This is a genomic window from Lysobacter sp. DMC104 (assembly GCF_056313665.1).
The window spans coordinates 28,097-53,622 of record NZ_JBQUZW010000003.1 but is presented as its reverse complement, the minus strand read 5'-3'; the positions used below and the strand labels follow the sequence as shown (position 1 = coordinate 53,622).

At 70.5% G+C, this 25,526-nt stretch carries 21 protein-coding genes; 8 read left to right on the top strand and 13 right to left on the bottom strand.

The window, feature by feature from the left end:
* Positions 1-82: 82 nt before the first annotated feature.
* Together pyrH and ACT53R_RS05145 are read right to left on the bottom strand one after the other, a co-directional pair.
* Positions 83-805: a UMP kinase gene (pyrH, locus tag ACT53R_RS05150; RefSeq protein WP_476170781.1), complete on the bottom strand. Its 723-nt coding sequence runs from the start codon at positions 803-805 to the stop codon at positions 83-85.
* Positions 806-837: 32 nt separating this feature from the next.
* Entirely contained in the window at positions 838-1,236 is a 399-nt protein-coding gene (locus ACT53R_RS05145) for a cupin domain-containing protein (RefSeq protein WP_476170780.1), read from the bottom strand.
* Positions 1,237-1,323: 87 nt separating this feature from the next.
* Between ACT53R_RS05145 and ACT53R_RS05140 the strand changes: the two genes are divergently transcribed.
* Complete coding sequence (locus tag ACT53R_RS05140; protein ID WP_476170779.1) at positions 1,324-2,049, top strand: AIM24 family protein; 726 nt, start codon at positions 1,324-1,326, stop codon at positions 2,047-2,049.
* Positions 2,050-2,076: 27 nt separating this feature from the next.
* Here ACT53R_RS05140 and ACT53R_RS05135 read toward each other — a convergent pair whose 3' ends face one another.
* The 5 genes from ACT53R_RS05135 to ACT53R_RS05115 form a co-directional block, all read right to left on the bottom strand.
* Positions 2,077-2,868: a helix-turn-helix transcriptional regulator gene (locus ACT53R_RS05135; protein WP_476170778.1), complete on the bottom strand. Its 792-nt coding sequence runs from the start codon at positions 2,866-2,868 to the stop codon at positions 2,077-2,079.
* 76 nt (positions 2,869-2,944) lie between these two features.
* Positions 2,945-4,393: an MFS transporter gene (locus tag ACT53R_RS05130; protein WP_476170777.1), complete on the bottom strand. Its 1,449-nt coding sequence runs from the start codon at positions 4,391-4,393 to the stop codon at positions 2,945-2,947.
* Entirely contained in the window at positions 4,390-6,045 is a 1,656-nt protein-coding gene (locus ACT53R_RS05125; RefSeq protein WP_476170776.1) for a class I adenylate-forming enzyme family protein, read from the bottom strand. The genes ACT53R_RS05130 and ACT53R_RS05125 overlap by 4 nt, the downstream gene beginning before the upstream one ends.
* Positions 6,042-6,974, bottom strand: coding sequence for a ThiF family adenylyltransferase (locus ACT53R_RS05120; protein ID WP_476170775.1), 933 nt, complete (start codon positions 6,972-6,974; stop codon positions 6,042-6,044). The genes ACT53R_RS05125 and ACT53R_RS05120 overlap by 4 nt, the downstream gene beginning before the upstream one ends.
* Positions 6,975-6,985: 11 nt before the next feature.
* Positions 6,986-9,229 (bottom strand): TonB-dependent receptor, encoded by a 2,244-nt coding sequence (locus tag ACT53R_RS05115; protein ID WP_476170774.1) that lies wholly within the window; start codon positions 9,227-9,229, stop codon positions 6,986-6,988.
* A gap of 218 nt (positions 9,230-9,447) precedes the next feature.
* On the opposite strand from ACT53R_RS05115, the gene ACT53R_RS05110 reads away from it, so the two are divergent.
* Positions 9,448-11,379: an alpha-amylase family glycosyl hydrolase gene (locus ACT53R_RS05110; protein ID WP_476170773.1), complete on the top strand. Its 1,932-nt coding sequence runs from the start codon at positions 9,448-9,450 to the stop codon at positions 11,377-11,379.
* 103 nt (positions 11,380-11,482) lie between these two features.
* On the opposite strand, the gene tsf is transcribed toward ACT53R_RS05110, so the two are convergent.
* From tsf to ACT53R_RS05080, 6 genes are all read right to left on the bottom strand, one after another.
* Positions 11,483-12,364 (bottom strand): translation elongation factor Ts, encoded by an 882-nt coding sequence (tsf, locus tag ACT53R_RS05105; RefSeq protein WP_476170772.1) that lies wholly within the window; start codon positions 12,362-12,364, stop codon positions 11,483-11,485.
* Positions 12,365-12,537: 173 nt separating this feature from the next.
* Positions 12,538-13,371, bottom strand: coding sequence for a 30S ribosomal protein S2 (gene rpsB / locus ACT53R_RS05100; RefSeq protein ID WP_476170771.1), 834 nt, complete (start codon positions 13,369-13,371; stop codon positions 12,538-12,540).
* A 297-nt stretch (positions 13,372-13,668) separates the two neighbouring features.
* Positions 13,669-14,730, bottom strand: a complete 1,062-nt coding sequence (locus ACT53R_RS05095; RefSeq protein WP_476170770.1) for a Csu type fimbrial protein — start codon at positions 14,728-14,730, stop codon at positions 13,669-13,671.
* Positions 14,727-17,054 (bottom strand): fimbria/pilus outer membrane usher protein, encoded by a 2,328-nt coding sequence (locus ACT53R_RS05090; RefSeq protein ID WP_476171116.1) that lies wholly within the window; start codon positions 17,052-17,054, stop codon positions 14,727-14,729. The genes ACT53R_RS05095 and ACT53R_RS05090 overlap by 4 nt, the downstream gene beginning before the upstream one ends.
* A complete protein-coding gene (locus ACT53R_RS05085) occupies positions 17,044-17,811 on the bottom strand; it encodes a fimbrial biogenesis chaperone (protein WP_476170769.1) in 768 nt (255 codons plus the stop codon). Before ACT53R_RS05085 ends, ACT53R_RS05090 begins: the two co-directional genes overlap by 11 nt.
* A 15-nt stretch (positions 17,812-17,826) precedes the next feature.
* Positions 17,827-18,321 (bottom strand): Csu type fimbrial protein, encoded by a 495-nt coding sequence (locus ACT53R_RS05080; RefSeq protein ID WP_476170768.1) that lies wholly within the window; start codon positions 18,319-18,321, stop codon positions 17,827-17,829.
* A 410-nt stretch (positions 18,322-18,731) separates the two neighbouring features.
* Between ACT53R_RS05080 and map the strand changes: the two genes are divergently transcribed.
* From map to ACT53R_RS05050, 6 genes are all read left to right on the top strand, one after another.
* Positions 18,732-19,511 carry a type I methionyl aminopeptidase gene (gene map / locus ACT53R_RS05075; RefSeq protein WP_476170767.1) on the top strand — a complete coding sequence of 260 codons (780 nt, stop codon included), beginning with the start codon at positions 18,732-18,734 and terminating at the stop codon, positions 19,509-19,511.
* Positions 19,512-19,515: 4 nt separating this feature from the next.
* Positions 19,516-22,140 (top strand): [protein-PII] uridylyltransferase, encoded by a 2,625-nt coding sequence (glnD, locus tag ACT53R_RS05070; protein ID WP_476170766.1) that lies wholly within the window; start codon positions 19,516-19,518, stop codon positions 22,138-22,140.
* A gap of 37 nt (positions 22,141-22,177) precedes the next feature.
* Complete coding sequence (gene dapD / locus ACT53R_RS05065; RefSeq protein WP_476170765.1) at positions 22,178-23,017, top strand: 2,3,4,5-tetrahydropyridine-2,6-dicarboxylate N-succinyltransferase; 840 nt, start codon at positions 22,178-22,180, stop codon at positions 23,015-23,017.
* 93 nt (positions 23,018-23,110) lie between these two features.
* Positions 23,111-23,467, top strand: coding sequence for a Spx/MgsR family RNA polymerase-binding regulatory protein (locus ACT53R_RS05060; RefSeq protein WP_476170764.1), 357 nt, complete (start codon positions 23,111-23,113; stop codon positions 23,465-23,467).
* Positions 23,467-24,600, top strand: a complete 1,134-nt coding sequence (gene dapE, locus ACT53R_RS05055; protein ID WP_476170763.1) for a succinyl-diaminopimelate desuccinylase — start codon at positions 23,467-23,469, stop codon at positions 24,598-24,600. The genes ACT53R_RS05060 and dapE overlap by 1 nt, the downstream gene beginning before the upstream one ends.
* Positions 24,597-25,400: an alpha/beta hydrolase gene (locus ACT53R_RS05050; protein ID WP_476170762.1), complete on the top strand. Its 804-nt coding sequence runs from the start codon at positions 24,597-24,599 to the stop codon at positions 25,398-25,400. Before dapE ends, ACT53R_RS05050 begins: the two co-directional genes overlap by 4 nt.
* Positions 25,401-25,526: the final 126 nt, after the last annotated feature.

Genomic DNA, 25,526 nt, shown 5'->3' with positions numbered 1-25,526 from the left:
GCGCCCTCGGGCGCCGTTGTCGTTTGTGCGTGTGTCGGGCGCGACCGGCAGGCGGGGCGCCTGCCGCGCGCGACGCGGAGGATCAGGCCGTCGCGGTGACCAGCGTGCCGATGGGTTCGCCGGCGAGGATGCGCAGCAGCACGCCCGGCTGGCCCATGTCGAAGATGCGCAGCGGCAGTGCGCTGTCGCGGCACAGCGCGAAGGCGGCGGTGTCCATCACCTGCAGGTCGCGGGCGATGACTTCGTCGTAGGTCAGGCTCTCGAAGCGCACCGCGTCGGCGTGCTTCTTCGGGTCCTTGTCGTACACGCCGTCGACCTTGGTCGCCTTCAGCAGCAGGTCGGCGCCGATCTCGATCGCGCGCAGCGCGGCGCCGGAGTCGGTGGTGAAGAACGGGTTGCCGGTGCCGGCGGCGAAGATGGTGATGCGGCCCTTCTCGAGGTGGCGCACCGCGCGGCGGCGGATGTAGTCCTCGCACACGTCGTTGATCTTGATCGCGCTCATCACCCGGCACTTGGCGCCGAGCTTCTCCAGCGCGTCCTGCATCGCCAGCGCGTTGATGACCGTGGCGAGCATGCCCATCTGGTCGCCGGTGACGCGGTCCATGCCGCCGGCGGCGAGGCCGGCGCCGCGGAAGATGTTGCCGCCGCCGATCACCAGCGCGATCTCCGCGCCGGCGTCGCGCACTTCGATGACTTCGCGGGCCAGGCGGCCGATGACCTTGGGGTCGATGCCGTAGTCCTCGTCGCCCATCAGGGCCTCGCCGGAAAGTTTGAGCAGGACGCGGCGATAGGCGAGGGTCGACATGGGGAACTCCGGGGCTGGCAAACCGCGGAATTCTAACCCGCGGTCGTGCGTGCCGGCACGCGGATGCCGCGATCAGCTCGCCGGTTCGTACACGCGTACAGCTTGCGTGCCGGTTCCAGCACTTCCCACAGCCCCTCGAAACCGGCGGGGATCACGAAGCTCTCGCCCGGGCCGAACACGGCTTCGGTGCCGGCGTCGTCGACGAGCCGCACGCGCCCGGCCAGCAGGTGGCAGAACTCGTGCTCGGTGTAGCGCACCCGCCAGGCGCCGACGTCGCCTTCCCACACGCCGCAGTGGAAGGCGTTCGAGGGATCGGACCACGCGTTGGCCACGGCCTGCGCGGGCGTCCCGGCGACGAGGCGGTCGGCCGCCACGGGCGTGCGCTCTGCACCGTCGGCGGTGTGCGGGAGGCGGACGACGGTCGACGACATGGCGAAGGTCCTGCGGGCGGTTGCCCGGGATGGTGCCCGTCGACGGTGGCGGCCACAATGCCCGGGACATCCACTGCGGAGCGCCCCATGACCGTGCACAGCCTCGACGACTTCGTGTCCCGCACCGGCGAGCGCGACCTCGTCTCCGATGCGTTCGAGCTGGAGAGCGCGCGCATCCTCGAAGCCCGCGTCGATGGCATGGTCTGGGCGAAGGCGGGGTCGATGATCGCGCGCAAGGGCGACATCCGCTTCACCCGGCAGGGACTGCTGGAACAGGGCCTGGGCACGCTGTTCAAGAAGGCGATCAGCGGCGAGGGCATGCACCTGATGCGCGTCGAGGGTCGTGGGCGCGTGTACCTGGCCGACGTCGGCAAGAAGATCACCCTGCTGCGGCTGGAGGGCGAGCCGATCTTCGTCAACGGCAACGACGTGCTGGCGCTGGAGTCGTCGGTCACCAGCGAGATCCACATGATGCGTCGCGGTGCGGGCATGCTCAGCGGCGGATTGTTCAACATGAAGCTGGGCGGTTACGGACTGGTGGCGATCACCTCGCACTACGATCCGCTGACGCTGCCGGTGAGCGCGGCCACCGGGCCGGTGTTCACCGATCCCAACGCGACCGTGGCGTGGTCGGGCGGGCTGCTGCCGGAGCTGGTCACCGACATCAGCCTGCGCACCTTCGTCGGCCGCGCGTCGGGCGAGAGCCTGCAGCTGAAGTTCGCCGGCGAGGGCTGGGTGGTGGTGCAGCCGTTCGAGGAACTCTCGTTCCAGCACCGCGGTGGCGCGGGCAGCGGCCGCGGGCTGTTCGACTGAGCCCGTCGATGCCTGGTGCCGGCGCGATCAGGCCGGTCGCCGGATCGGCAGCAGGCCGTGGCGATGGGCCTTCGTGATCACGTGGCAGCGGTTGCGCGCTTCGAGCTTCTGGAACAGGTTCTGCAAGTGGAAGCGCACGGTGGCCTGGGCGATGCCCAGCGCAGCGGCGATCTCCGCATCGCTGTGGCCTTCGGCCAGCAGTTCCAGCAGGTGGATCTCGCGCAGGCTCAGGCGGATGCCGGATGGCGCGCTGTCGCCGAGCCGCGACAGGGCCTGCATCAGCGAGGGGAACAGGGCGGCGAGGATCGGGCCGCTGCCGGCATGCCAGGTCCTGGCGCGCATCGGCGCCGACATCAGCATGAAGCGGCCGTCCTGGACGCGCCCCCCCGAGAACCCTTCCAGCGGGCGGCGGAAGTCGCGGGCGGCATCGCACAGGCGGCGGAACAGCGTGCCGTGCGGGAAGGTCCGGCGCTGCACCACGTCCATCCGCACCAATGGCGGCCGCGGGAAGAATTCGTTGCCTTCGAAGATCTCGTTGACGATCGGGTCTGCGTAGGCGAAGCCCTCGCGCAGGTACAGCGACATCCATGCGGCATCGTGGCCGAGGCCGAGGATGCGATGGTCGTCGTACGACAGCGTCGAGGAAAACAGCAGGAATTCCTGCAGGTCCAGCCACTCGCGGATGTCCGTCATGCAGGCCATGACGTCGTCGTTGCTGGAGGCGGTCTCCAGCCGGACCCGGCAGTCCGCCAGCCTGGAACGCTCGCGTGCGTCCAGCAGGTGAGGCGAAAGATCGGTCGCCAGCGCCGTTGCGTGCATGGATCGGATGCTCCCCGGTGTCGGCCCCCCCACGCCGTGGATCGTGCGGCCGGCCTCGCGCCGGTCCGTCCGCATCCTAGCAGTCGGAGGGGGCATGGACCGTGATGCCGGTCGGGTCTCGGGGTGGCAGTGGGGGCGTGCTTTCGGGGAGGGCCGCGAAGGCCGATCGCGTCAGGCGATAGCGGCTCATCGTCCACAGCGCCGCGGGCGTGCCGGCGAGGATCAGCACGGCCGGTGCCACCGCCAGCCAGTAGCGCGTGTCCGCCGCCTGCATGGTCAGCGCCGGGTCGTAGCCGATGCGGTGCAGCAGCCAGCCGCTGGCGGCGATGCTGGCGCTGCTGCCGACCTTGTACGCGAACACGTACAGCCCGGTGTAGCTGCCCGTGACCGATTCGCCGGTGCGGCGTTCGTGGGCCTGCGCACAGTCGGCGACCATCGCGTAGGGCAGCGACCAGAACGCGCCCGTGCCTGCGCCGGCCAGCACCTGGAAGGGCAGCAGCGTCTTCACCACGCCATCGGCCGGCGCCAGCGGGAACCAGCCCCAGGCCACGTGCGCCAGCGGGCCGAGGGTGAAGCCGCAGATCGCCACCAGCGCGGCGACGATCAGCGTGGGCTTCTTGTCGAAGCGTCGGCCGAGGCGGATCCACAGCGGTTGCGACAGCGCGGCCGAGCCCAGCAGCGCGAGTCCGAGCACGCCCATCTGCGGCCCCGACAGCCCGTAGGTGTAGGTGTTGACGTGGTTGCCGAGCGAGATGCCGATCTGCAAGGTCAGTTCGATGCACAGGATCGTCAGCGCCAGTGCACGCAGGTTGCGATCGCGCAGCAGGTCCAGCATCGCGCGCACGCCGATGCGGTGCGCGGCCATCGGCGCGCGCAGCCGCGGGATGAAGCTCCACGTGCCCGCGAGCGTGGTTGCGGTGGCGAACAGCACCAGCGCCGCGCAGGCCAGTCCCATCGGCGCGTAGGCCGCGGGATTGAGCTGGCCCTGCGGGAACGCGGGCGTGGGCCGGAAGAAGATCAGGTTGCTGCCGACCAGCGCGAACAGCATGCCCAGCACCTGGAACGCGGCGCGGTAGCCCTGCGCGACGGTGCGCGCGTCGTAGCCGTCCACGATCTCGCCGCCCAGCGCGGTGTGCGAGATCATGAAGGCGGCGATCGCGGTCTTCAGTCCGATCATCGCCACCGCCAGCCACAGCGCGGTCGCGACGGGGCCCAGCCCGTGCGGCGTGGCCCACAGCGCCACGCTGAGCGCGGCGGTGGCCAGGCCGCCGATCGCCATGAACCCGTGGCGACGCCCGAAGCGTCGCGAGCGCGTGCGGTCCGACCACCAGCCCAGCGGCAGGTCGACGAGCGCGTCCCACAGCGTCGACAGCGCCATGATCAGCCCCGCGGTGTCCGCGGGCACGCCGAGGATGGCGGTGGCGAACAGCAGGTAGGCGCCGCTGATCAGGTAGTACGCCGACAGCGCCATGCTGCCGCTGCCGTAGCCGAGCAACCGCCACGCGCCGGCCTGCGGCGGCGTCACGCGTGCGCTCCGGTGCGCACGCCGTCCGCCTGCGCAGGGCCCGCGCCGCCCAGCGCGCCGCGCTCGATGCCGTCGCGCACCTCGCGATGCAGCAGTTTCGCGAGGAAGCTGCGCGGCAGTTCGTCGAGGATCAGCAGGCGATCCGGCCGCTGCCAGTCGGGCAGGGTGGCGTCGAGTCGCTCGCGCAGGTCGTGTTCGATCTGCGCGTGATCCAGTCCGCGGCTGGCGCGCCGCAGCGACACGCACAGCCAGACCTGGCCGCGCGCCTGCACCAGCGCCGCCTCCTTCACGTGCCGGCATTCGTGCGCGCGATCTTCCACGATGCGCGGATACAGCCGGCCCTGCGGCCGTTCGATCAGGTTCTGCTGCCGGTCGAGCACGTGGATGCGTCCGGCGGGATCGAAATAGCCGTGGTCGCCGGTGCAGTACCAGCCGTCGCGCAGCACGTCGCGGTTGAGGTCCGCGCGGCCGACGTAGCCCTCGAACACGGTGGGCGTGCGAACCCAGATCCTGCCGATCGTACCCGCGGCGGCGACACGGTCGTCGTCGTGGCGCACTTCCAGGCCGACACCGCGGGCGATGAAGCCCGACGACGACAGCACGCTGGCCTGCGGTTCCAGACCGTCGTCGACGTGCGCGTCCGGCGGCAGCATCGCGATCGGCGGCAGCGCCTCGGACATGCCGTAGCCCTGCTGGAAGATGGTGCCGAACCGGATCAGCGCTTCGCGCAGTTTCGCGACCGGCATCGTTGCGGTGCCGTAGATCACCTGGCGCAGGCAGGCCATGTCGGCAGCGGTCAGGTCCGGGTGGTCGAGCAGGTCGATCAGCAGGCTCGGCGTGGTGAACAGATGCGACGGGCGCTCGGCGCGCAGCGCGTCGATCAGCGCGTCGGCGGTGTAGTCGCGGGCGAGGATCATCTCGCCGCCGCCGAGCAGCGTCGGCAGCACCACGCCGCTGCCCGCGCCCGAGAGCGGGATGCCGACCAGCATCCGCGACCGCTCGCGCGGCGGGTCGCTGAGGTTGAGCAGCAGCAGGCGCACGCTGTGCAGGTACGGCGCATGCTTCAGCGCCAGCATCTTCGGCACGCCGGAGGTGCCGGAGGTGAAGCCCAGCGCCAGCGCGTCGTCGGGGCCGATGGGCTCGTCGCTCGATGTCGGCGTCGCTGCATCGAGCCGCGCTTCGAGGTCGCCCTCCGGCCCGCAATCCCAGATCGGCGGGCCGCCGCTGGCGACGTGCGCCTCGACGAACCCCGCGGGCATCAGCGACACGTCGACCATCAGCAGCGCCGGCGCGAGATCGCGCACCGCCTGCGTCATCAGCGCGGCCGAATGCGCGGGATTGAAACCGACCAGCACGACACCGGCTTCGGTCGCGGCGAAGCGCACGACCAGTTGCGGCCACTCGTCGGGCAACAGCACCACCACCCGCGCGCCCTTGCGCAGCCCCGCCGCGCGCCATGCGCCGACCAGACGTCGCACGCGATCCTCCAGCGTGCGGTAGGTCCAGCGCACGCTCGGCGTCGCCAGCGCCGCGGCGTCCGCGTGCACGCGCAGCGCGAAGCGCTGGATGTCGCGCAGGCTGTCCGCGCGTTCGACCTTGCGGACCAGCATCGAGATCCTCAGCCGGGTGAGCAGGCGACGCACCAGGCTCATGGCGCCTGCTCCGTGCCGGGCATCGTCTGGAACCCGGCCTTGTCGAATTCCGCGCGCATGCCGGCGAATTTCCGGCCGAGCACGTGCAGTTTCAGCCGTTGCAGCGGCCCGCGGTTGCCCCAGCGCAGGCGGCCGCGTTTGAACTCCCCGAGGTACGGATCGAACTGGCAGAACTCCGGCGCCGCGCGCAGCGGCCGGCGCTTGAGCAGCGCGACCAGCGTCTCGCAGGCGACCATGCCGGCGATCAGGCTGATCGCGGCCGCCGACGACGGCCCGGTCTGCGCGTGCGGATCGACGCGTCCGGTGTCCATGTACGTCCAATGGCGGCCCTTCGGTGCCAGCCCGACGACGAAGCGCATCATGATCTCGAACGGCGACAGGTCGTCGCGCAGGTCGAAGTAGTCCTCGTAGGTCATGCCGTCGGGCGTGAACGCGCCCAGCGTGCCGGAGAAGCCCAGCGGCGCGCCGAACAATACCGGGATGCCCATGCGGCGCGCCGTGCGGTACATCAGCAGGCGCGCCGGCTGCGCGAATACGTCGATCGCGTCCAGCACCGCGTCCGCACCGTCGAGGAAATCCTCGATGTTGTGCGGACCGACGCCCTCGCCGAACTCGCGGATGTCGACGCCCGGATGGATGTCGCGCGCGATCTCCGCCATCACCTGCGTCTTCGGCCGGCCGACGGTGCTGGACATCGCGCCGGCCTGGCGGTTCATGTTGCCGACGCTGAAGGTGTCGAAGTCGGCGATGCTGAAGCCGCCGACGCCCATCCGGGTGAGCGTCGTGAGGTAGATGCCGCCGGCACCGCCCATGCCGACGATCGCCACCCGCGAGCGGCGCAGTGTCTGCTGTTCCTCGGCGCTGACGATGCCGAGGTTGCGGCTGGTCGCCAGCGCGTAGTACTCATCCGGGGTCATCGTGGTGGACATGGGCTGCGCACTCAGAACGCGTAGCGCAGGCCGATGCCGAACGTGCGCGGCACCGGGGCCGACACCAGCGGCTGGAACAACTGCCGGCCGGCACGCTGGTGGGTCGCGAACTCGAACACCGTCGCCGGGTCGGTGAGGAACAGCGCCGCGCTTGCCGCGTCGTCGTCGAATACGTTGTCCACCCACACGGTGATCTCGACCGGTCCGCGCCGCACGCCGGCGTGCAGGTTCACCCGCGTCGACGCGGGCACGGTCGCGGTGGCGGTCTGCACCGCCGCCATGCGGTCGCGGTACTGCGCGTCGCCGCGCACGTAGCCGGTCCAGTCGCCGAGCGCGAACGTGCGCATCGCGCCGAGATTGGCGGTCCACTTCGGGCTGTACTGCAGCGGCTTGCCCGACAGGTCCGGGTCGCCGCCGATCGCACCGATCAGCGGGAACACGTATTCGTCGTATTCCGAACGGTTCCAGCTGGCGCCACCGCGCAGCGTCCACGCGGTGGTCGGACGGAACTCGAAGCTGCTCTCCACGCCGTGCGACGACGTGCGGCCGGCGTTGACGTTCAGCACCGCGCCGAGCTGGCCGATGCTGCGCACGATCTGGTCGTCCCAGCGGATCGCGTAGGCATCGGTTTCCAGCAGCAGCCGGCCGTCGAGCAGGCTGAACTTGCCGCCGACCTCGTAGTTCATGCTGGTTTCGGCGTCGTAACTGCGCTCGGACGGCGCGATCGCACCGTTGGTGATCAGGCTGTTGAAGCCGCCGACCTTGATCGCCTTCACCGCGCTTGCGTACCAGGTGGTGCGGTCGGTCGGTTTCCAGGTGAGGTACAGCCCCGGCGTGAACGGCTCGAACCGGTTCGACAGGCGCGTGACCAGCACCGAGCCCGCTGGCGCGGTGGCGCTGGGCAGGTTGGTCTGCACCACGTCGATCGACTTGTCCTCGACCGTGTAGCGCATCGCCAGGCCCAGCGACCAGTGTTCGGTCATGTGCCACGTGGCCTGTCCGAACAGTGCGCGGCTGCGGGTCTTCTCGACGTTCACGGCCAGCACGCCGCCCAGCGGCGCGGCGCTGCCGACGTAGCGGTTGAGGTCGTCGTGCTCGTCCTCGAAATCGTAGAAGTAGGCGCCGGCCAGCCAGTCCACGCGCCGTTCGCCGCTGGTGGCGAAGGTGAATTCCTGGCTCCACTGCTTCTGGGTGCCGCGGGTGCCGGCCTCGGCGATGTCGACCGGCGTGTAGTCCGAGTCGTAGCGCTGGTCGACGTGCAGCCGGTTGTAGGCGGTGATCGACGTGAACTTGCCGGCGTCGACGGTGTAGTGCAGCGACAGCGAGCCGATGGTGTTGTCGCGGTCGAAATGGCCGGGCGTCACCGCATAGCCGTCGTCCAGCGACGGCACGTCGCCGAAGAACTGCTGCAGGTCGTTGTAGCGGGCGATGAAGGTGGCGTTGTTGGACAGGAAACGCTGCGCCACGTCGCCGTCGCGCAGGCGGTCGTGCATCAGGTTCAGGCGCACGTCGACACGCTCGCCCGGATAGGCGTCGAGGCTGACGTAGGCGCCACGGCGGCGGTTCCAGTCCAGTGCGCCGCCGGTCTTCCCGTTCTCGTAGTGGCCGTCGCTGTCGCGGGCGAGCACGCCCATGCGGTAGTACAGGCGGTCCGCGACCAGCGGTCCGGCGATGCTTGCGCCGCCTTCGCGCAGGCCGTCGCTGCCGGCGCCGACGCGGGCCGAGCCGCCGAAGTCGTTCGATGGCGCCTTGGTGACCACGTTGATCGCACCGGCGAACGTGTTGCGGCCGTACAGCGCATACTGCGGGCCGCGCGCGACCTCGATGCGCTGGATGTGGTCGTCGAGCATGAAGTCCAGCCCGGCGCGCGAGGGCATGTAGACGCCGTCGACGAAGAAGCCGACGTTGGGCTCGCCGATCGTGGTCGACAGGCCGCGGATCACGGGGTTGTAACCGGAAGAGCCGAACAGCGGCACCATCACGAAGCCCGGCACCAGCGGCGCGATGTCGGCGGCGGTGGCCAGGCCGGCGGTGTCGATGTCCTTCGCACCGATCACGCTGATCGCGGCGGGCACGTCCTGCATCCGTTCCTCGCGTTTGGTCGACGTGACCACGACCGTGTCCAGCTCGGAGGCCGGCCGGTCGGTGGCGGCGGTCGAGGGAGCGGGTGGCGCGGGGGCGGCGTCCTGGGCCATGACGGGCAAGGCCAGAACCGCGCCGATCGCGAGCGGAAGGGCGTGGAGCCGAAGGCGCATGCGAATGATTCCTGAGCGGGGGAGTGGGCAGCGTAGCCAAGCGGGTCCCGGCCCCGACACTCACAGAACTGTTAGGGTCATGTCGAACTCCGTCACAGTTCCGGTCGAAATCGTGCGTTCGGGAGCGTCCCGTGGCCGTTGCCAGGCCCCGGCGGTGCCGCGTGCGGGGCTTCGGCGGCCATGCCAACATCCCCGTCTTCGGCTGGGGAGACACGGCGATGAATCAGGCGCACGCGCAGGCGATGGCCCGGGCTCGGAGGCGAGGGTGGTCGCTGTGCCTGACGATGCTCTGGCTGGTCGCCGGCATGGCGTCGGCGGCGCGATCGCCGGGCGTGGCCGTCTACCCGCCGAACTGGTGGGTCGGCATGAAGGAACCGCGCGTGCAGCTGATGCTGGCAGCGCCGGGCATCGCCGCGGCCGAGGCGACGCTGGCGCCGACGCCGGGCGTGCGCCTGCTCGGCGCCGTCCGCGGCGACAGCCCGAACTACCTGTTCGTCGATCTCGCCATCGATGCCGATACCGCACCGGGCGACGTGACCCTGCGGCTCGCCCGCGACGGCCGCGTGCAGATGCTGCGCTATCGGCTGGAGGCGCGCGCGCCTGGCTCCGCAGAGCGCCGCGGTTTCGACGGCCGCGACGTCATCCTCAACCTCATGCCCGACCGGTTCGCGAACGGCGATCCGCGCAACGATCGCGTCGCCGGCTATGCCGATCCCGCCGACCGCAACGCGCCGTCCGGTCGTCATGGCGGCGACCTGCGCGGCATGGCCGATCATCTCGATGACATCGCGGGCATGGGCTACACCCAGATCTGGCCCACGCCGCTGGTCGAGAACGCGCAGCCGGCGTATTCCTACCACGGCTATGCCGCCACCGATCTGTATCGCATCGATCCGCGCTTCGGCAGCAATACCGACTACCGCGATTTCGTCGCCAAGGCGCGTGCGCGTGGCCTCGGCGTGATCCAGGACGTGGTGCCGAACCACATCGGCGACCATCACCCGTGGATGCGCGATCCGCCGACCAAGGACTGGATCACCCACGGCAGTCGCTTCGTGCCCACGCGGCACGGCCGTACCGCATTGGCCGACCCGTATTCGGCGCAGGTCGATCGCGACGACTTCACCCGGGGCTGGTTCGTCGAGTCGATGCCCGATCTCGACCAGCGCCAGCCGCTGCTGGCGACGTACCTGATCCAGAACGCGATCTGGTGGACCGAATACGCCGGCCTGTCCGGGCTGCGCGTCGACACCTACGGCTATTCCGACAACGCCTTCCTTGCCGAGTGGACGCGGCGGATCCTGCAGGAATACCCGCATTTCTCGATGGTCGGCGAGGAGTGGAGCGGCAATCCCGCGGTCGTCGCGCGCTGGCAGAACGGCTGGGTCGACGGCAAGCCCGGCATGCCGAGCATGATGGATTTCCCGCTGGAGGAAGCGCTGCGCAAGGCGCTGGTCGAACCCGAAGGCGAATACGGCGGCAACGGCCTGCGCCGGCTGTACGAGGCGATGGTGAACGACCGGCTGTTCACGGCGCCGTCGCGGCTGGTCGCGATCGAAGGCAACCACGACATGCCGCGGCTGTGGAGCGTGCTCGGCGAGAACGACGCGTCGTATCGCCTCGCGCTGCTGTACCTGGCGACGATTCCGCGCGTGCCGCAGATCTACTACGGCGCCGAAGTGCTGATGACCAGCCCGACCGAACGCGACGATGCCGCGGCCCGGCGCGATTTTCCCGGCGGCTGGCCGGGCGACGCCGTGAACGCCTTCACCGGCGCCGGGATGTCGCCGCGGCAGGCCGCGATGCAGGCGTGGATGCGCGCGCTGCTGACCTGGCGCAAGACCGCGACCGCGGTGCATCGCGGCCGGTTCCTGCACTACCTCCCGGAGCAGGGCGTCTACGTGTATTTCCGCGACGACGGCGTGCAGCGGCTGATGGTGGTGCTCGGTCGCAACGAGGCGCCGGTGTCGCTGTCGCTCGACCGCTTCGCCGAAGGCCTGCGCGGTGCGACGGTGGCGCGCGACGTGTTCGCGGGCACGCCGGCGACGGCGCTGGGCGACACGCTCGCGGTGCCGGCGCACGCGGCGCAGGTCTACGAGCTGTGCCCGGCGGCGGGTGCGTCGCCGCGACCCGCGGGTTGCGGCGGCTGACACGACGCGGTCGGATCACCGAAACGCAGACGACAAAAAACCCGCGGTTGCCCGCGGGTTCTTCGTGTGTTGCCGGTGGTGCGGCGGGCGTGATCCGTGCGGATCAGACCTGCATGGCCTTCGCCACTTCCGCGGCGTAGTCCTCGACCACCTTCTCGATGCCTTCGCCGACCACCAAGCGCTGGAAACCGATCACGTCGGCGCCAGCGGCCTTGACCACGGCCTCGACGCTGCGCTTGTCGGCGTCGAGCACGTATTCCTGGCCGTACAGCGTGACCTCGTTGACGATCTTGGCGATCTTGCCGCCGATGATCTTCTCGAGGATCTCGGCCGGCTTGGCCTTGTCCTTTTCGGACATCTTCGCCAGCTCGATTTCCTTTTCCTTGGCGACGAAGTCGGCCGGGACGTCGGCAGCCTTGTTGTACGGCGGCTTCATCGCGGCGACGTGCATCGCGATGCCGCGGGCCAGTTCGGCGTCGCCGCCGGCCAGCTCGACCAGCACGCCGATCTTGCCGCCATGCAGGTAGGCCGCGACGTTGTGGCCGCTCGACAGCGAGGCGATGCGACGGATCTGGATGTTCTCGCCGAGCTTGGCGACGGCGGCGGCGCGGGCTTCCTCGACGGTTTCACCGCTGGCGACCTTCGCGGCCTTCAGCGATTCGACGTCGGTCGAGTCCGAGGCCAGGGCGGCCTGGGCGACGGCGTTGGTGAAGGCGATGAAGTTCTCGTCCTTGGCGACGAAGTCGGTCTCGGAGTTGATCTCGACCAGCACGGCCTTGCCGCCGTCCTGGGCGACCGCGATGCGGCCTTCGGCGGCGACGCGGTCGGCCTTCTTGTCGGCCTTGGCCAGACCCTGCTTGCGCAGCCACTCGGCGGAGACGTCGATGTCGCCGTTGTTTTCGGTGAGCGCCTTCTTGCACTCCATCATGCCGGCGCCGGTGCGCTCGCGCAGTTCCTTGACCAGGGTGGCGGTGATTTCAGCCATGGGAAACCTCGAATGTGTGGAATCGAGCGCGGTGGCGCATGTCGCCGCCGCGCATCAGTTGGAACGGAATTGTCGATGCAGCGCTGGCCGGGACGATCCGGGCGGGCTGCCGGGCGGCACGACCGGCCGCGCATGGTGGCGCGGCCGGATGACGCGGGCGTGAAGCCGGCGGATTACTCCGCGGCCGGCGCCTCGGCGGCGTCGGCCTTGCGGCCTTCCGGCTTCTTGCCGTCGCCGCGCGGACCGCGCGGGCCACGCGGGCCACGCTTGCCTTCGCCCTCGGCGTCGGCGAAGTCTTCCTCGCGCATCGAAGCGGCCTGCGGCGCGGCGGCCTTGCCTTCCAGCACCGCATCGGCGGCGGCGCGGGCGTACAGCTGCACGGCGCGGATGGCGTCGTCGTTGCCCGGGATCGCGTAGTCGACCAGCGCCGGATCGTAGTTGGTGTCGACGACCGCGACGACCGGGATGCCGAGCTTCTTGGCTTCCTTGATCGCGATGTCTTCGTGGCCGATGTCGATCACGAACAGCGCGTCGGGCAGGCGGTTCATGTCCTTGATGCCGCCCAGCGAGGCGTCCAGCTTGTCGCGCTCGCGGCGCAGGTTCAGGACTTCGTGCTTGACCAGCTTCTGGAACGTGCCGTCGGTTTCGCCGGCTTCCAGTTCCTTCAGGCGGGCGACCGACTGCTTCACGGTGCGGAAGTTGGTCAGCGTGCCGCCCAGCCAGCGCTGGGTCATGTACGGCATGCCGCAACGCTCGGCTTCTTCCTTCACCGCGTCGCGCGCGCTGCGCTTGGTGCCGAGGAAGAGGATGACGCCGCGGCGCTGGGCCACGCCCGAGATGAAGTTCATCGCGTCGTTGAACAGCGGAACGGTCTTCTCGAGGTTGATGATGTGGATCTTGCCGCGGGCGCCGAAGATGTACGGACCCATCTTCGGGTTCCAGTAACGGGTCTGGTGGCCGAAATGGACGCCGGCTTCCAGCATCTGGCGCATGGTGATCTGGGGCATTGCATGACTCCGAATGGGGAACCGGCCGCCGGGAAAGGTGTGGCGGTGCCGCCGCCGGAGCGGGGCGTGGTTCCGGGGTTGGGCCTCCCCGTCGCGCCGTTTCCAGATCCTTCGGCCTGACGGCCTCGGGACACCCCGGAACGGGACTGTGCGGCGGGTGTGGATTCGACGGTGACGCCCGTCGTGGGCGGTTCACGGGGCAGGGCCCTGCGAAGCCGCGGGATTGTAGCTGCTTCGCCCGGTCCGGGCAAACCGGACCGGGTACCGTCTGACGCGGACGGGCCGTCGCGAGGCGGGTCAGTAGGTGATCGTCACCGTCACCGTGTCGCTGTAGCTGCCCGCCGGCACCGACTGCGGGGCCGGGATGCGGCCGTGGACGACCAGCGACTGGGCGCTGCCCGTCCCGGTGCCGGTGACGGTGTCCGTGCCGATCGTGTTGCCCCAGCGCACGGTGCGCGCCCCGGTGGTGTACAGCTCGTAGGCGACGTGGTCACTGCCGGCGCCGAGCCGCATCCGGCGGACGCTGCCGCTGGCGTTCAGGCCGTCGTCGAGGCCGACGTTCCAGGCCGTGCGGCCGGTGCAGGTCATCGAAAAGGTGGTGTCCTGGTCGACATTGGCGGAGATCAGGCCGGGAATGGTGCCGAACGCGAGATCCGAGACCGCATAGGCCCGGCATTCCGCAGGCACGTCCGCGGTGGCCGTGAACGGGAAGGCATTGCCGAAACTGTCGCCGCCGTCGCCGCCGCTGGTGCACGACGGCGGGTAGGTGGCGGTGCCGAGCAGGGTTTCGGCGTAGCGGAAGTCGATCGACGTGTAGGCACCGGTGAAGGCGTTCGCGTAGCTGCCGGCGGTGAACGTCTGCGCCGGGACGCGGCCGTAGAGCGTGATCGACAGGGTCTGGCTGCCGCCCAGCACCGGCACGGAGTAGTCGAAGTCCAGTTGGGCCGGGTTCGGTGCCCCGGAGAGGCCGTTCGCGCCCCAGACCTGGCTGCGCGCGGCGTCGGTGTAGAGCTGGAACTGCAGGGGATCGGAGAAACCGTTGAGCATCCGCCGCGGCGCGACGTTGCCGCCGCCGCTGGCGCCGTCGGTGATGTTCAGGCACATCCGCACCTTGGCGTTGGCCAGCACTGCCAGCCCGAAGGTATTGCAGGTGACGTCGAAGGTGACCGACGTGTCGGTGCTGCCGGTGGTCGACACCGTGCCGAACGCGAGCGCGGTCGGGCTGCTGGCGGAACAGGTGGTGGCCGCCCACGCCGCCGGTGCGCACAGCGCCGCGGCGGCCAGCAGGGCCAGCAGCGCCAGCCAGCGCGTCAGCGCGAGGCGCGGCGATCGTGCCGGGTGTGGCGAACACGGGCTCATGGCGCCTCCGGGAGACAGGTCAGCGGACCGATGCGCGGGATCACGGCGTTGGTGGCCGGCGCGTCGAAGGTGACGCGGCAGGCGCCGTCGGGCGTCTGCACGCGCAGGGTGTTGCGGGGTTGCAGGTCTTCGAGGTAGGTCTCGCCGTCGCGGCCCACCATCGCGTCGCCGCCGTCGGTCGCTTCCGCGTGCACCGTGCTGCCGACCGCCAGCGCTCTGCCCGCGGCGTCGTGCAGGACGAGTACGGCCGCGCGCAGCGGTGCGAGCTCGAAGCGCACGCGCACGCCGGCGCGGGTGCGTGGCGTGGCGGTCCGGTCGACCTCGCCGATGCGCAGGTTCGCCGGGAGCGCCAGCGCGTCGATCGACAGCTTGTTGCGCTGCCACGCGTTCAGCGGCGTGACCAGCAGCGTGCCGTCGGCGTCGGTGTGGCCGATCGGGCGGTTTTCCAGCTTCACCGGCACGTTCGCCACGCCGTCGGTGGACACGATCGCGAAGGCGTCGTCGATCCGCCGCGCGGCGAACGCATGGCCGTCCATCAGCACCAGCGCGCCGGCCGCGGTGGCGTAGGCCTCGCCGTCGCCGTCGCTGCTGGCCACGCCCAGGCCGAAGCGGCCGGCGTCGTTGATCCACGCGGCCTCGGCCAGCCCGCCGCCGCCGGTGTCGCCGCCGCGCGCCTGCACGCGCCAGCCGAAACCGCCGTCGCCGGGCACCGGGCGGGAGAGGTCGAGGACGCCGCTGTCGCGCGTGCCGTTGCGCTGCCACGCCGTGCTGGCGCGGGCACCGCCGGACAGCGCGACCGACACGCCCAGCACGGCGCTGCGGTCGCGGTGGTCGTCGAGGTTCTGGTTGAGCGAGAAATACGCCGCCCAGCCGCCGGCGAAGCTGCGCGACCAGAACGCGCCGGCATAGCGCGACGCCGGGGCGTGCGGCGATTCCAGCTTCACCCAGGTGAGGCTGAGGCTGCCCAGCCGCTGCGAGGTGTGGCCGACCAGCACGCGCTGGCGGGTGCGGGCCGGCAGCGCGCCGTAGCGGGAGGCGACGTCGCGGTAATCGCGGCTGCCGTGCTGGTGGTCGAGCGCGAGGTTGAACCGGCCGTTGTTCCACTGGTACGAGAACGCCGTCTGCGTGCCGGTGCCGGCGGTTGCGGTGCTGCCCGCCAGCGATGCGCCGAACACGCCGCCGCGGCCCAGCAGCCAGACGCCGCCGGCGCCGGCGTTGGTGACGCCGGCGGTGCCTTCGGCGTGGCCTTCGAAGGTGAAGCGGTCGCTGACGCCGTAGCGCAGCGTGCCGCTGCCGACGAGGTCGGAGGCGTATTCGAACGAACGCAGGCCGTAGTCCTCGCGCACGGTGCCGACCGAGAGCGACCAGTCCGACAGGCCCTTCGCCAGCAGTCGCTGCGTGGCGTAGAACGGCATGTCGACCGTGCGCGTGCGGCCGAAGGCATCGGTCACCACGATCCGCGCCATGCCCGCGCCGTCGAGGCCGGGCACCGCGCTCAGCTGGAATGGGCCGGTGGGCAACTCGCCGCCGTACTGGCGCAGCCCGTTGACGTACAGCTCGACGCTGGACGGCACCGTCGCCTCGCCGAGGAAGGTCGGCAGCGGCGCGGTGATGCGGTAAGGCTGGAGCGCGAAATTGCGCCCGACGGTGATGCCGCCGAGCCGCAGCGGCCGGGTCCAGTCGAGGAAGCCGCTGAAGGTGTCGCCGACGGTGAGTTCGACGGCCGATCCCGGGAACGACCGCGTCCAGCGCGTGTCCAGGCGCACGCTCTCGCCACGCCAGCCGTGCCCGCCATCGACGCGGGTCGCGCGCAGCACCGCGGTGTTGTCGAACACCCCGTCGCCGAGGCCGAAGAACCGGGTGTCGAGGCTCGCGACGAGGTTGTCGCCGTGCGCCAGCTGGCGGGCGTCGAGGTCGTAGTTCGCCAGCAGCCCGGGCGGGCTGTCGCCGGCGACCGGAACTGCATCCTCCGGCCGGTTCAGCGTCGTCACCGGCAACGACAGCTGCGAGAGCGGCGCGTCGACGTCGACCCGTTGCGTGGCTTCGTCGTAGCGCACCACCGTGCCTGGGATTTCGTCGAGCGCCCGCGGCCGGTCGTCGTCGATGCGGAACCCGAGCAGCCGCAGCGTGAGCGCACTCGCAAAGAGGCGGTCGTCGCGCAGGACGAACGCCGCCAGCACGGGGTTGCGCGCATGGTTGATCGTCACTTCGAGATAGCGCGGCTCGCCTGCGATGTCGGGCGGCTCGCCCGCGAGCAGGGCGGCGGCGCCGACGGGGCCGGCCGCCGCCGCCAGCGCGGCCGGCAGCAGGGCCTTACCGATCAGCCTCGTCCATTGGCAGCGTCTGCGCGACCGGTTCACCGTTGATCCTTGCCTGGAAGGTGCCGGAACCCGGCGGGAGGGCGGCCGCCGGCAGCGGCCAGCGGCGGGTCTGTCCGGGCAATACGTAGCCGGACAGGCCGGGTGCGATGGCATGGCGACGGCCGTCGGCGCCGACGTACTGCAGGTCCGCGACCTGGGCGTGCTGCCGGCCACCGTTGTGCAATTCCAGCGCCGTGCGGCCACCGGCCTGCACGCGGCGTGCGTGCAGTTCGGGCGCGGGGGGAGGGCCGTCCGCGGGCAGCAGGAACACCGGAATCACGTACTGCAGCATGAAGCGCAGTCCGCGGCGGTCGTCATCGGCCGAGGCGGCGTCCGGCAACTCGTCGACGATCAACCGGTAGCCGGTTTCCTCGCCGACGGGCGCCGGGCCCGGCCGGATCACCCGCACCAACTGGTGCTGGCCGGGCGACAGCCGCAGCATCGGCGGACTGACGACGAGGTCGGTGGTCGGTTCCAGCCGGTCCTCGCCGTCGGACTGTCGCCAGCGGAACACGCGCACCTGGCCGTGCAATGGGGTGGCACCGGTGTTGGCCAGGGTCAGCCCGCCCGCGTTCTGCGAGGCCGGCAGGCTCACCGAGGTCGGCGAGACCTGCAGGCTTGCGCCGTATGCGGCGGGCGTGCCGGCCGCGAACATCGCGGCCGCCAGTGCCGATGCCCGCGCCCAGGCCGATGGCCAGGGCCGTGTGCGCCACGCGTCCATGTCGCGGCGGCGCCGTCAGTAGGTGATCGTGGCCGTCACCGTGTCGGAGTAGCTGCCGGGCGGGAAATTCGCGCTGGCCACCCGGCCGTAGACCGGGATGTTCTGCACGGCGCCGTTGCCGGTGCCGGTGTAGTCGTCGACGCCGGCCGTCGAGCCCCAGACATCGCCGGCGCCGCGGGCGGCGGCCCGGTAGAGCTGGTAGGGCACGAGCGTCGCGCCGCTGTTCATGGCGCGGGTGCTGACGCTGGCACCGTTGAGGCCGTTGTCGAGGGTGATTGCGTACGGCGCCGTCGACGTGCACTGCACGTTGAGCGCGCCGGCGGCATCGACGTTGGTGGCGGTGGACGGTTGGCTGCCGAAGGCCACGTCCGTGGCGGCCGCGGCGTCGACGTTGCACGCCGCCGTGATCGTGACCGTGACGTTGAAGGTCGTGGTGTCGGCGGCCAGCGTCGGGCCGGCGGCCAGTGCGAGCAGAGCGGAGGTGATGATCGAAAGGCGGCGCGCATTCATGAGACGTTCTCCCTGTGGACTGCATGAGGTGTGTTGCCGGGAAAAGTTCTGCGCGCAGATGAATGTTTTTGAAAGTGCTTTCCGATAAGCGGTTTTCTCGATATTTCCAGGCTATCGCGCAATTTTCGAGGCGTAGCCTGCATCGATTCCGATGCCGATTGGCGGCGCCTTTCGATTTGCCCGTGATGCATCCTGCAATGCATTCGATTTCGTACTTTCGACGAAATGCGCACGTGCCTGTTTCATGCCGGCTGGAGGCGCTTCCATCGGCGTCGCCGCGAGTTCGCGGGGCGTCGCTTTGCCGCAAACGCCGGCAGAACGATGGCCGGGGCATATCGCTTTCCGTCGTTTCGGCCCCGGACGGCGAATGCGAGTCGTTCAGAAACGGTGGGAATCGGTGATAATGGCGCATGCCAATGACCATCAAGACCCCCGACGAGATCGAGAAGATGCGCGTTGCCGGCCGCCTGGCCGCCGAGGTGCTGCAGATCGTCGCCCCGCACGTGAAGGCCGGCGTCAGCACCGCCGAGCTCGACCGCATCTGCCACGACCACATCGTCGGCGTGCAGCAGGCCATCCCGGCCAATGTCGGCTACAAGGGCTTCCCGGCCACGATCTGCGCCTCGGTCAACAACGTGATCTGCCACGGCATCCCGGGCCCGACCAAGATCCTCAAGGACGGCGACATCGTGAACATCGACGTCACCGTCATCAAGGACGGCTGGCACGGCGATACCAGCCGCATGTACATCGTCGGCACGCCGTCGGTGATGGCGAAGCGGCTGGTCGAGGTCACCCGCGAGGCGATGTTCCGCGGCATCCGCACGGTCAGGCCGGGCGCGACCCTGGGCGACGTCGGGCGCGCGATCCAGACGCATGTCGAGGCCGAGCGTTTCTCGGTGGTGCGCGAGTATTGCGGGCACGGCATCGGCCGCGTCTACCACGAAGACCCGCAGGTGCTGCATTACTACACGCAGCACGGCGACAGCATCGTGCTGAAGCCCGGCATGACCTTCACCATCGAGCCGATGGTCAACGAGGGTTCGCGCCACACCCGGCTGCTGCCGGACGGCTGGACCGTGGTCACCAAGGACCGCAAGCTGTCCGCGCAGTGGGAGCACACCGTCGCCGTCACCGAGACCGGCGTCGAGATCCTCACCCGCCTCCCCGGCGACGACAACGACCTCTGACCCCATGGACGCCGCTGCGCCCACGATCGCGGACGGCCAGGCGTTTCCTTCTTCGCCCGACGGCGACGCGGCCTGGGCGGCCGCCGCCCGTGCGCGGCTTGCAGAGGCCGACGCCGCGCTCGCGGCGCGCTTCGACCGCGGCGACGACGTCGATGCGCTGGTGGCCGCCCGCGCGGCGACCGCCGACACGCTGATCCGCGAGGCGTGGGTGCGCTGCGTGCCCGGCGATGCTGCATTGTTTGCCGTCGGCGGCTACGGTCGCGGCGAACTCTTCCCGCAATCGGACATCGACCTGCTGGTGCTCGCCGGCGATGCCGCGCAGGACGCACTGCGCGACGCGCTGGCGCGCTTCCTCGCGCTGCTGTGGGACGCCGCGCTGCAGGCCAGCCAGGCCGTGCGTTCGCCCGCGCAGTGCACGGAGGCCGCAGCCGACCAGACCGTGCTCACCGCGCTGATGGAGTGGCGCGCGCTGGTCGCGACGCCGGACGACTGCGACGCGCTGCGCGCGGCGATCGCACCGGACCGCGTGTGGCCGGCGGCGGCGTTCTTCCGCGCCAAGGTCGAAGAGCAGCGCCAGCGGCACGCCCGCTTCGGCGACACCGCCGACAACCTCGAACCCAACCTCAAGGACGGCCCCGGCGGGCTGCGCGACATCCAGACCCTGCGCTGGATGGCGCAGCGCGTGCTGGGCAGCGGCACGCTGGAATCGATGCTCGCGTTCGGCCAGATCGGCGCGGTCGAGTTCGACACGCTGGAGCGCGAGCGCAAGGCGCTGTCGCGGCTGCGTTTCGGCCTGCACCTCGTCGCCGGCCGGCGCGAGGAGCGCCTGCGCTTCGACTACCAGAAGCGTCTCGCCACGCGCCTCGGCCACGCCGACGACGACGACAACCTCGCCGTCGAACAGATGATGCAGGGCTTCTACCGCAGCGCCGGCCGCGTGCTGCGCATCGGCGACCGCCTGCTGCAGCGCTTCGAGGAACAACTCGAAGGCGCGGGTGAGCCGACGCCGATCGACGAGCGCTTCGAACTGCGCCGCGGCTACCTGGCCGTGCGCGATCGCGCCTGGCTGCGCGGCCCGGCGGAAGCGTTCGAATTGTTCGCCGCCTGGGCCGCGCATCCCGAAAGCCGCGGCCTGCATTCGATGACGGCGTGGGCGCTGGCCGAGACGCTGCCGGCGATCCCCGGCTACGCCGACGCCGATCATCTCCTCCGCCAGCAGTTCCTCGGCCTGCTGCGCGGGCCGCAGCCGGTGAAGACGCTGGAGCGCATGGCGCGGATGGGCGTGCTCGGTCGCTGGATTCCCGCGTTCGCGCAGGTTTCCGGACGCATGCAGTTCGATCTCTTCCACGTCTACACCGTCGACCAGCACACGCTCGCGGTGCTGCGCAATCTCGCGCTGTTCGCGTCCGGCACGCCGGATGCGCGCTTCTCCAGTGCGCACCTGGTGTGGCCGTCGCTGCGCAAGCCGGAGCTGCTGCTCATCGCCGGCCTGTTCCACGACATCGCCAAGGGCCGTGGCGGTGACCATTCCGAACTCGGCGCTGTCGATGCGCGCGCGTTCTGTCTGTCGCACGGACTGTCGGAGGCCGACAGCGCGCTGGTCGAATGGTTGGTGCGCCGGCATCTGCTCATGTCGGTGACCGCGCAGAAACAGGACATCACCGATCCCGACGTGATCCACCGTTTCGCCGCGGAAGTCGCCGATCGCCAGCGGCTCGACCATCTCTACCTGCTGACCTGCGCCGACATCGCCGGCACCTCGCCGAAGCTGTGGAACGCGTGGAAGGACCGGCTGCTGGCCGACCTGCACACGGCCACGCGCCTCGCGCTCCGCCGCGGACTGGAGCATCCGGTCGCGGCGGAGGAACGCATCGTCGAGAACCGCGGCGCCGCGCGCGAACTGCTGCAGGACATCGGGTTCGCCGACGCCGCGATCGACCAGGTCTTCGCGCGCATGCCGCGCGAGAACTTCCTGCGCAGCCGGCCCGACCAGATCGCGTGGCAGGCGGCCGGGCTGCACGAGGCGACTCGCGACGCGACCGTGGTCCGTGCGCGCCGTCTGCGCCCCGACGCCGGCGACCGCGAGATCTTCGTGCATGCGCCCGATCGCGACGGCCTGTTTGCCGCGATCGTGATCACTCTGGATCGCCTCGGCCTCGCGATCCAGCAGGCACGCGCGCTCGACGGCCCGGGCAACCGCATCTTCGACACCTTCCACGTGCTGCCGATCGATCCGACGCATGCGCACGCGTCGGCGGAGATAGAAGCCGCGCTGCAGCGCGCGCTGGCCGGCGACCTGGATCGCCTGCTGCCGGCACGGCGTACGCAGCCGAGGCACCTGAAGCATTTCCGCATCGCCGCGCGCATCGAACTCGAACCCGTCGACGGCGGCCGCTGCACGCGGCTCAGTCTCGTCTGCACCGACCGCCCGGGCCTGCTCGCCGATGTCGCGCATGCGCTGCGCCGCCAGCACGTGCGCGTGCACGATGCGCGCATCGCGACCTTCGGCGAGCGCGCCGAGGACATGTTCCTGATCGCCGGTGCCGACGACCGCGCGCTCGACCCCGAGCAGGTCGACGCGCTGCGCGAGGCGCTGCGCGCGACGCTCGATGCCGCCGCGCCGGTCTGATGCCTTTCCCTTCACCCCACGTGATGCCCTTTCCCGCATGAACACTGCTGCCGATCTGCAAGCCCTCATCGACGACGCCTGGGAGCGTCGCGCCGACCTCGCCGCCGGGGACATCGCCGACCGCGTCCGTCCCGCCGTCGACCGCGCCATCGCCGGCCTCGAATCCGGCGAATTCCGCGTCGCCGCGCCGAACGCCGACGGCGGCTGGACCGTCAACGAATGGTTGAAGAAGGCGGTGCTGCTGTTCTTCCGAACGCAGGAGATGGCGGTCGTCGATGCGCAGCCCGCGCCGTTCTGGGACAAGGTCCCGGCGCGCTTCGAAGGCTACGGCGAAGCCGACTTCCGCGCGCTCGGCGCACGCGTGGTGCCGGGCGCGATCGCGCGCCGCGGCGCGCACATCGCGAAGGACGTGGTGCTGATGCCGAGTTTCGTGAACATCGGCGCCTACGTGGGTGAGGGCACGATGGTCGACACCTGGGCCACGGTCGGCAGTTGCGCGCAGATCGGCAAGCACTGCCACCTGTCCGGCGGCGCCGGCATCGGCGGCGTGCTGGAGCCGCTGCAGGCCTCGCCGACGATCATCGAGGACCACTGCTTCATCGGCGCGCGTTCGGAAGTGGTCGAAGGCGTGGTCGTCGGCCATCACAGCGTGATCGGCATGGGCGTGTTCCTCGGCCAGAGCACCCGCATCTACAACCGCGCGACCAAGGAGATCACCTACGGCTACGTGCCGCCGGGCAGCGTCGTGGTGTCCGGGCAGTTGCCGGCCGCCGACGGCTCGCACTCGCTGTACTGCGCTGTGATCGTGAAGCAGGTCGACGAGAAGACCCGCGGCAAGACCTCGATCAACGACCTGCTGCGCGGCTTGGCGGATTGAGGATCTGTAGAGCGGCCTTCAGGCCGCTTGCCTCAAGCTGCCGTGATCCGGTGCCCTTTCAGCGGGCTGAAGCCCGCTCTACCACGAGACGACATGACCACGCTCTACGGTTTGAACAACTGCGACACCTGCAAGAAGGCCCGCAACTGGCTGAAGCGGTTCGACATCGCGCACGACTTCGTCGACTACCGCGACCAGCGCCAGTCGCCCGAGACGCTGGTGGCGTGGAAGGACGCGCTCGGCGGCTGGGAGGCGGTGATCAACAAGTCGTCGACCACGTGGCGGCAGTTGCCCGAGATGCGCAAGTCGCCGGGTTCCGACGCCGAGTGGAAGCTGTTGCTGAAGGAATACCCGCAGCTGATCCGCCGCCCGGTGGTCGTCACCGACGACGGCGTCGTCAGCCAGGGCTTCAGCGACAACGGTTTCAAGAAGCGCTTCGGAGTCGGCTGATGTCGGACGTGCTCGATCTCACCCGCGATCTGGTTGCGCGCCGCTCGATCACCACCGAGGACGCCGGCTGCCAGGCGCTGATCGCCGAACGGCTGGAACGCGCGGGCTTCCGCTGCGAGCACCTCCGCTTCGGGCAGACCGACAACCTGTGGGCGACGCATGGCGACGGTGGTCCCGTTCTCGTCCTGCTCGGCCATACCGACGTGGTGCCGCCGGGGCCGGTCGAGGCGTGGACCAGCGATCCGTTCGTGCCGACGATCCGCGACGGCGTGCTGTACGGACGCGGCGCGGCCGACATGAAGGGCAGCGTGGCCGCGTTCGTGGTCGCGTTGGAGCGCTTCGTCGCCGCGCATCCCGATCATGCCGGCACCGTCGGCCTGCTGCTGACGTCCGACGAGGAAGGCGATGCGATCGACGGCGTGCCGAAGGTCGCGAACGTGTTCCGCGAACGCGGCCAGCGCATCGACTGGTGCATCACCGGCGAGCCGTCGTCGAAGGTGGTGCTCGGCGACCTGCTGCGCGTGGGCCGTCGCGGCACGCTGTCGGCGACGCTGACGGTGCAGGGCATCCAGGGTCACGTCGCCTATCCCGAGAAAGCGCGCAATCCGATCCATCAGGCGCTGCCGGCGCTGGCCGAACTCGCGGCACGCCGCTGGGACGACGGCTACGAGAACTTCCCGCCGACCAGTTTCCAGATCAGCAACGTGCACGCCGGCACCGGCGCGAACAACGTGATCCCGGGCGCGCTGGAGGTGCTGTTCAACCTGCGCTACAACCCGACGTGGCGTGCCGAGCAGCTCGAAGCCGAATGCGAAGCGGTGCTGCGTGCGCACGGGCTCGACTACGCGATCCGCTGGCATCGCGGCGGCGAGCCGTTCTACACGCCGGAAGGCCCGCTGCGCGCCGCAGCGCGCGAGGTGCTGACCGCGTTCGCCGGCGCGCCGCCGGAGGAGAACACCGCGGGTGGCACGTCCGACGCCCGCTTCATCGCGCCGCTCGGCGCGCACTGCGTCGAAATCGGCCCGGTCAACGCGAGCATCCACAAGGTCGACGAACACGTGTCCGTGGCCGATCTGGAGCGACTGCCGGACCTGTACCTCGCGATCCTGGAGCGGCTGCTGCCTGCCCCATGACGCCCCTGCGCACACTCCTCCTGATGTTCTGCCTGCTGTTCGCCGGCTGCAGCCGCGCGGCGGACGGCCCGACACTGACCCAGAACGTTGGCCCGCACGGGTTGGCGGTGGACATCTACGCTCCGCCCGACGGCGGCCCGACCAGCGGACGCCGTGCGGTGCTGATGGTCCACGGCGGTGGCTGGGCGGCGGGGGATCGCACCGAGCTGCGCGATCTCGCCCTGCTGGCCGCGCGCGAAGGGGCGGTCGTGCTGAGCATGGACTACCGGCTGACCTCGCAGCCCGGCGTGCACTGGCCGATGCCGGCGGACGACGTGGCGACGGTGCTGGCCTGGATGCGGGCGAATGCCGGTCCGCTCGGGATCGATCCGCGCCGGATCGCGCTGCTCGGCGGCTCGGCCGGCGGTCATCTCGCGGCGTGGACCGCGCGCGATCCCGACGCGGCGAAGCGCCCGGCGCGGCTGATCGTGCTGTGGGGGCCGTGGGACCTGTCGACCGTCTCGCCGGACGCGCCGGGTTGGGTGCCCGGGGCGGTGGCGGCGCTGCTGGCCGGTCAGCCGCCCGAGGCGGCCTCGCCGCTGGCGCATCTCGTGCCCGGCATGCCGCCGACGCTGATCGTCCACGGGACGGCCGACGTGCTGGTGCCGATCGACCAGTCGCGTCGTGCCTGCGCCGCGCTGCGCGCGCTGGGCAACGCCTGCGTGCTGGTGGAACTTCCGGGGCAGGGGCATGCGCCGCAGGATCCCGCGCAGATCCAGCGCGCGCTGGCCGCCGTGCGCGAGGCGCTGGCCGGACTCTGAGCCTGCACGACGCATGCTGCGTCACACCAGCCGCCGACGGACGGTGCGCGTGCCGCGCGATCCGGGCTTGCGCCGGTCATCGCCCGCGGGTTAGGGTGGCTCCATGACCTTCCGCCTCGCCAATCG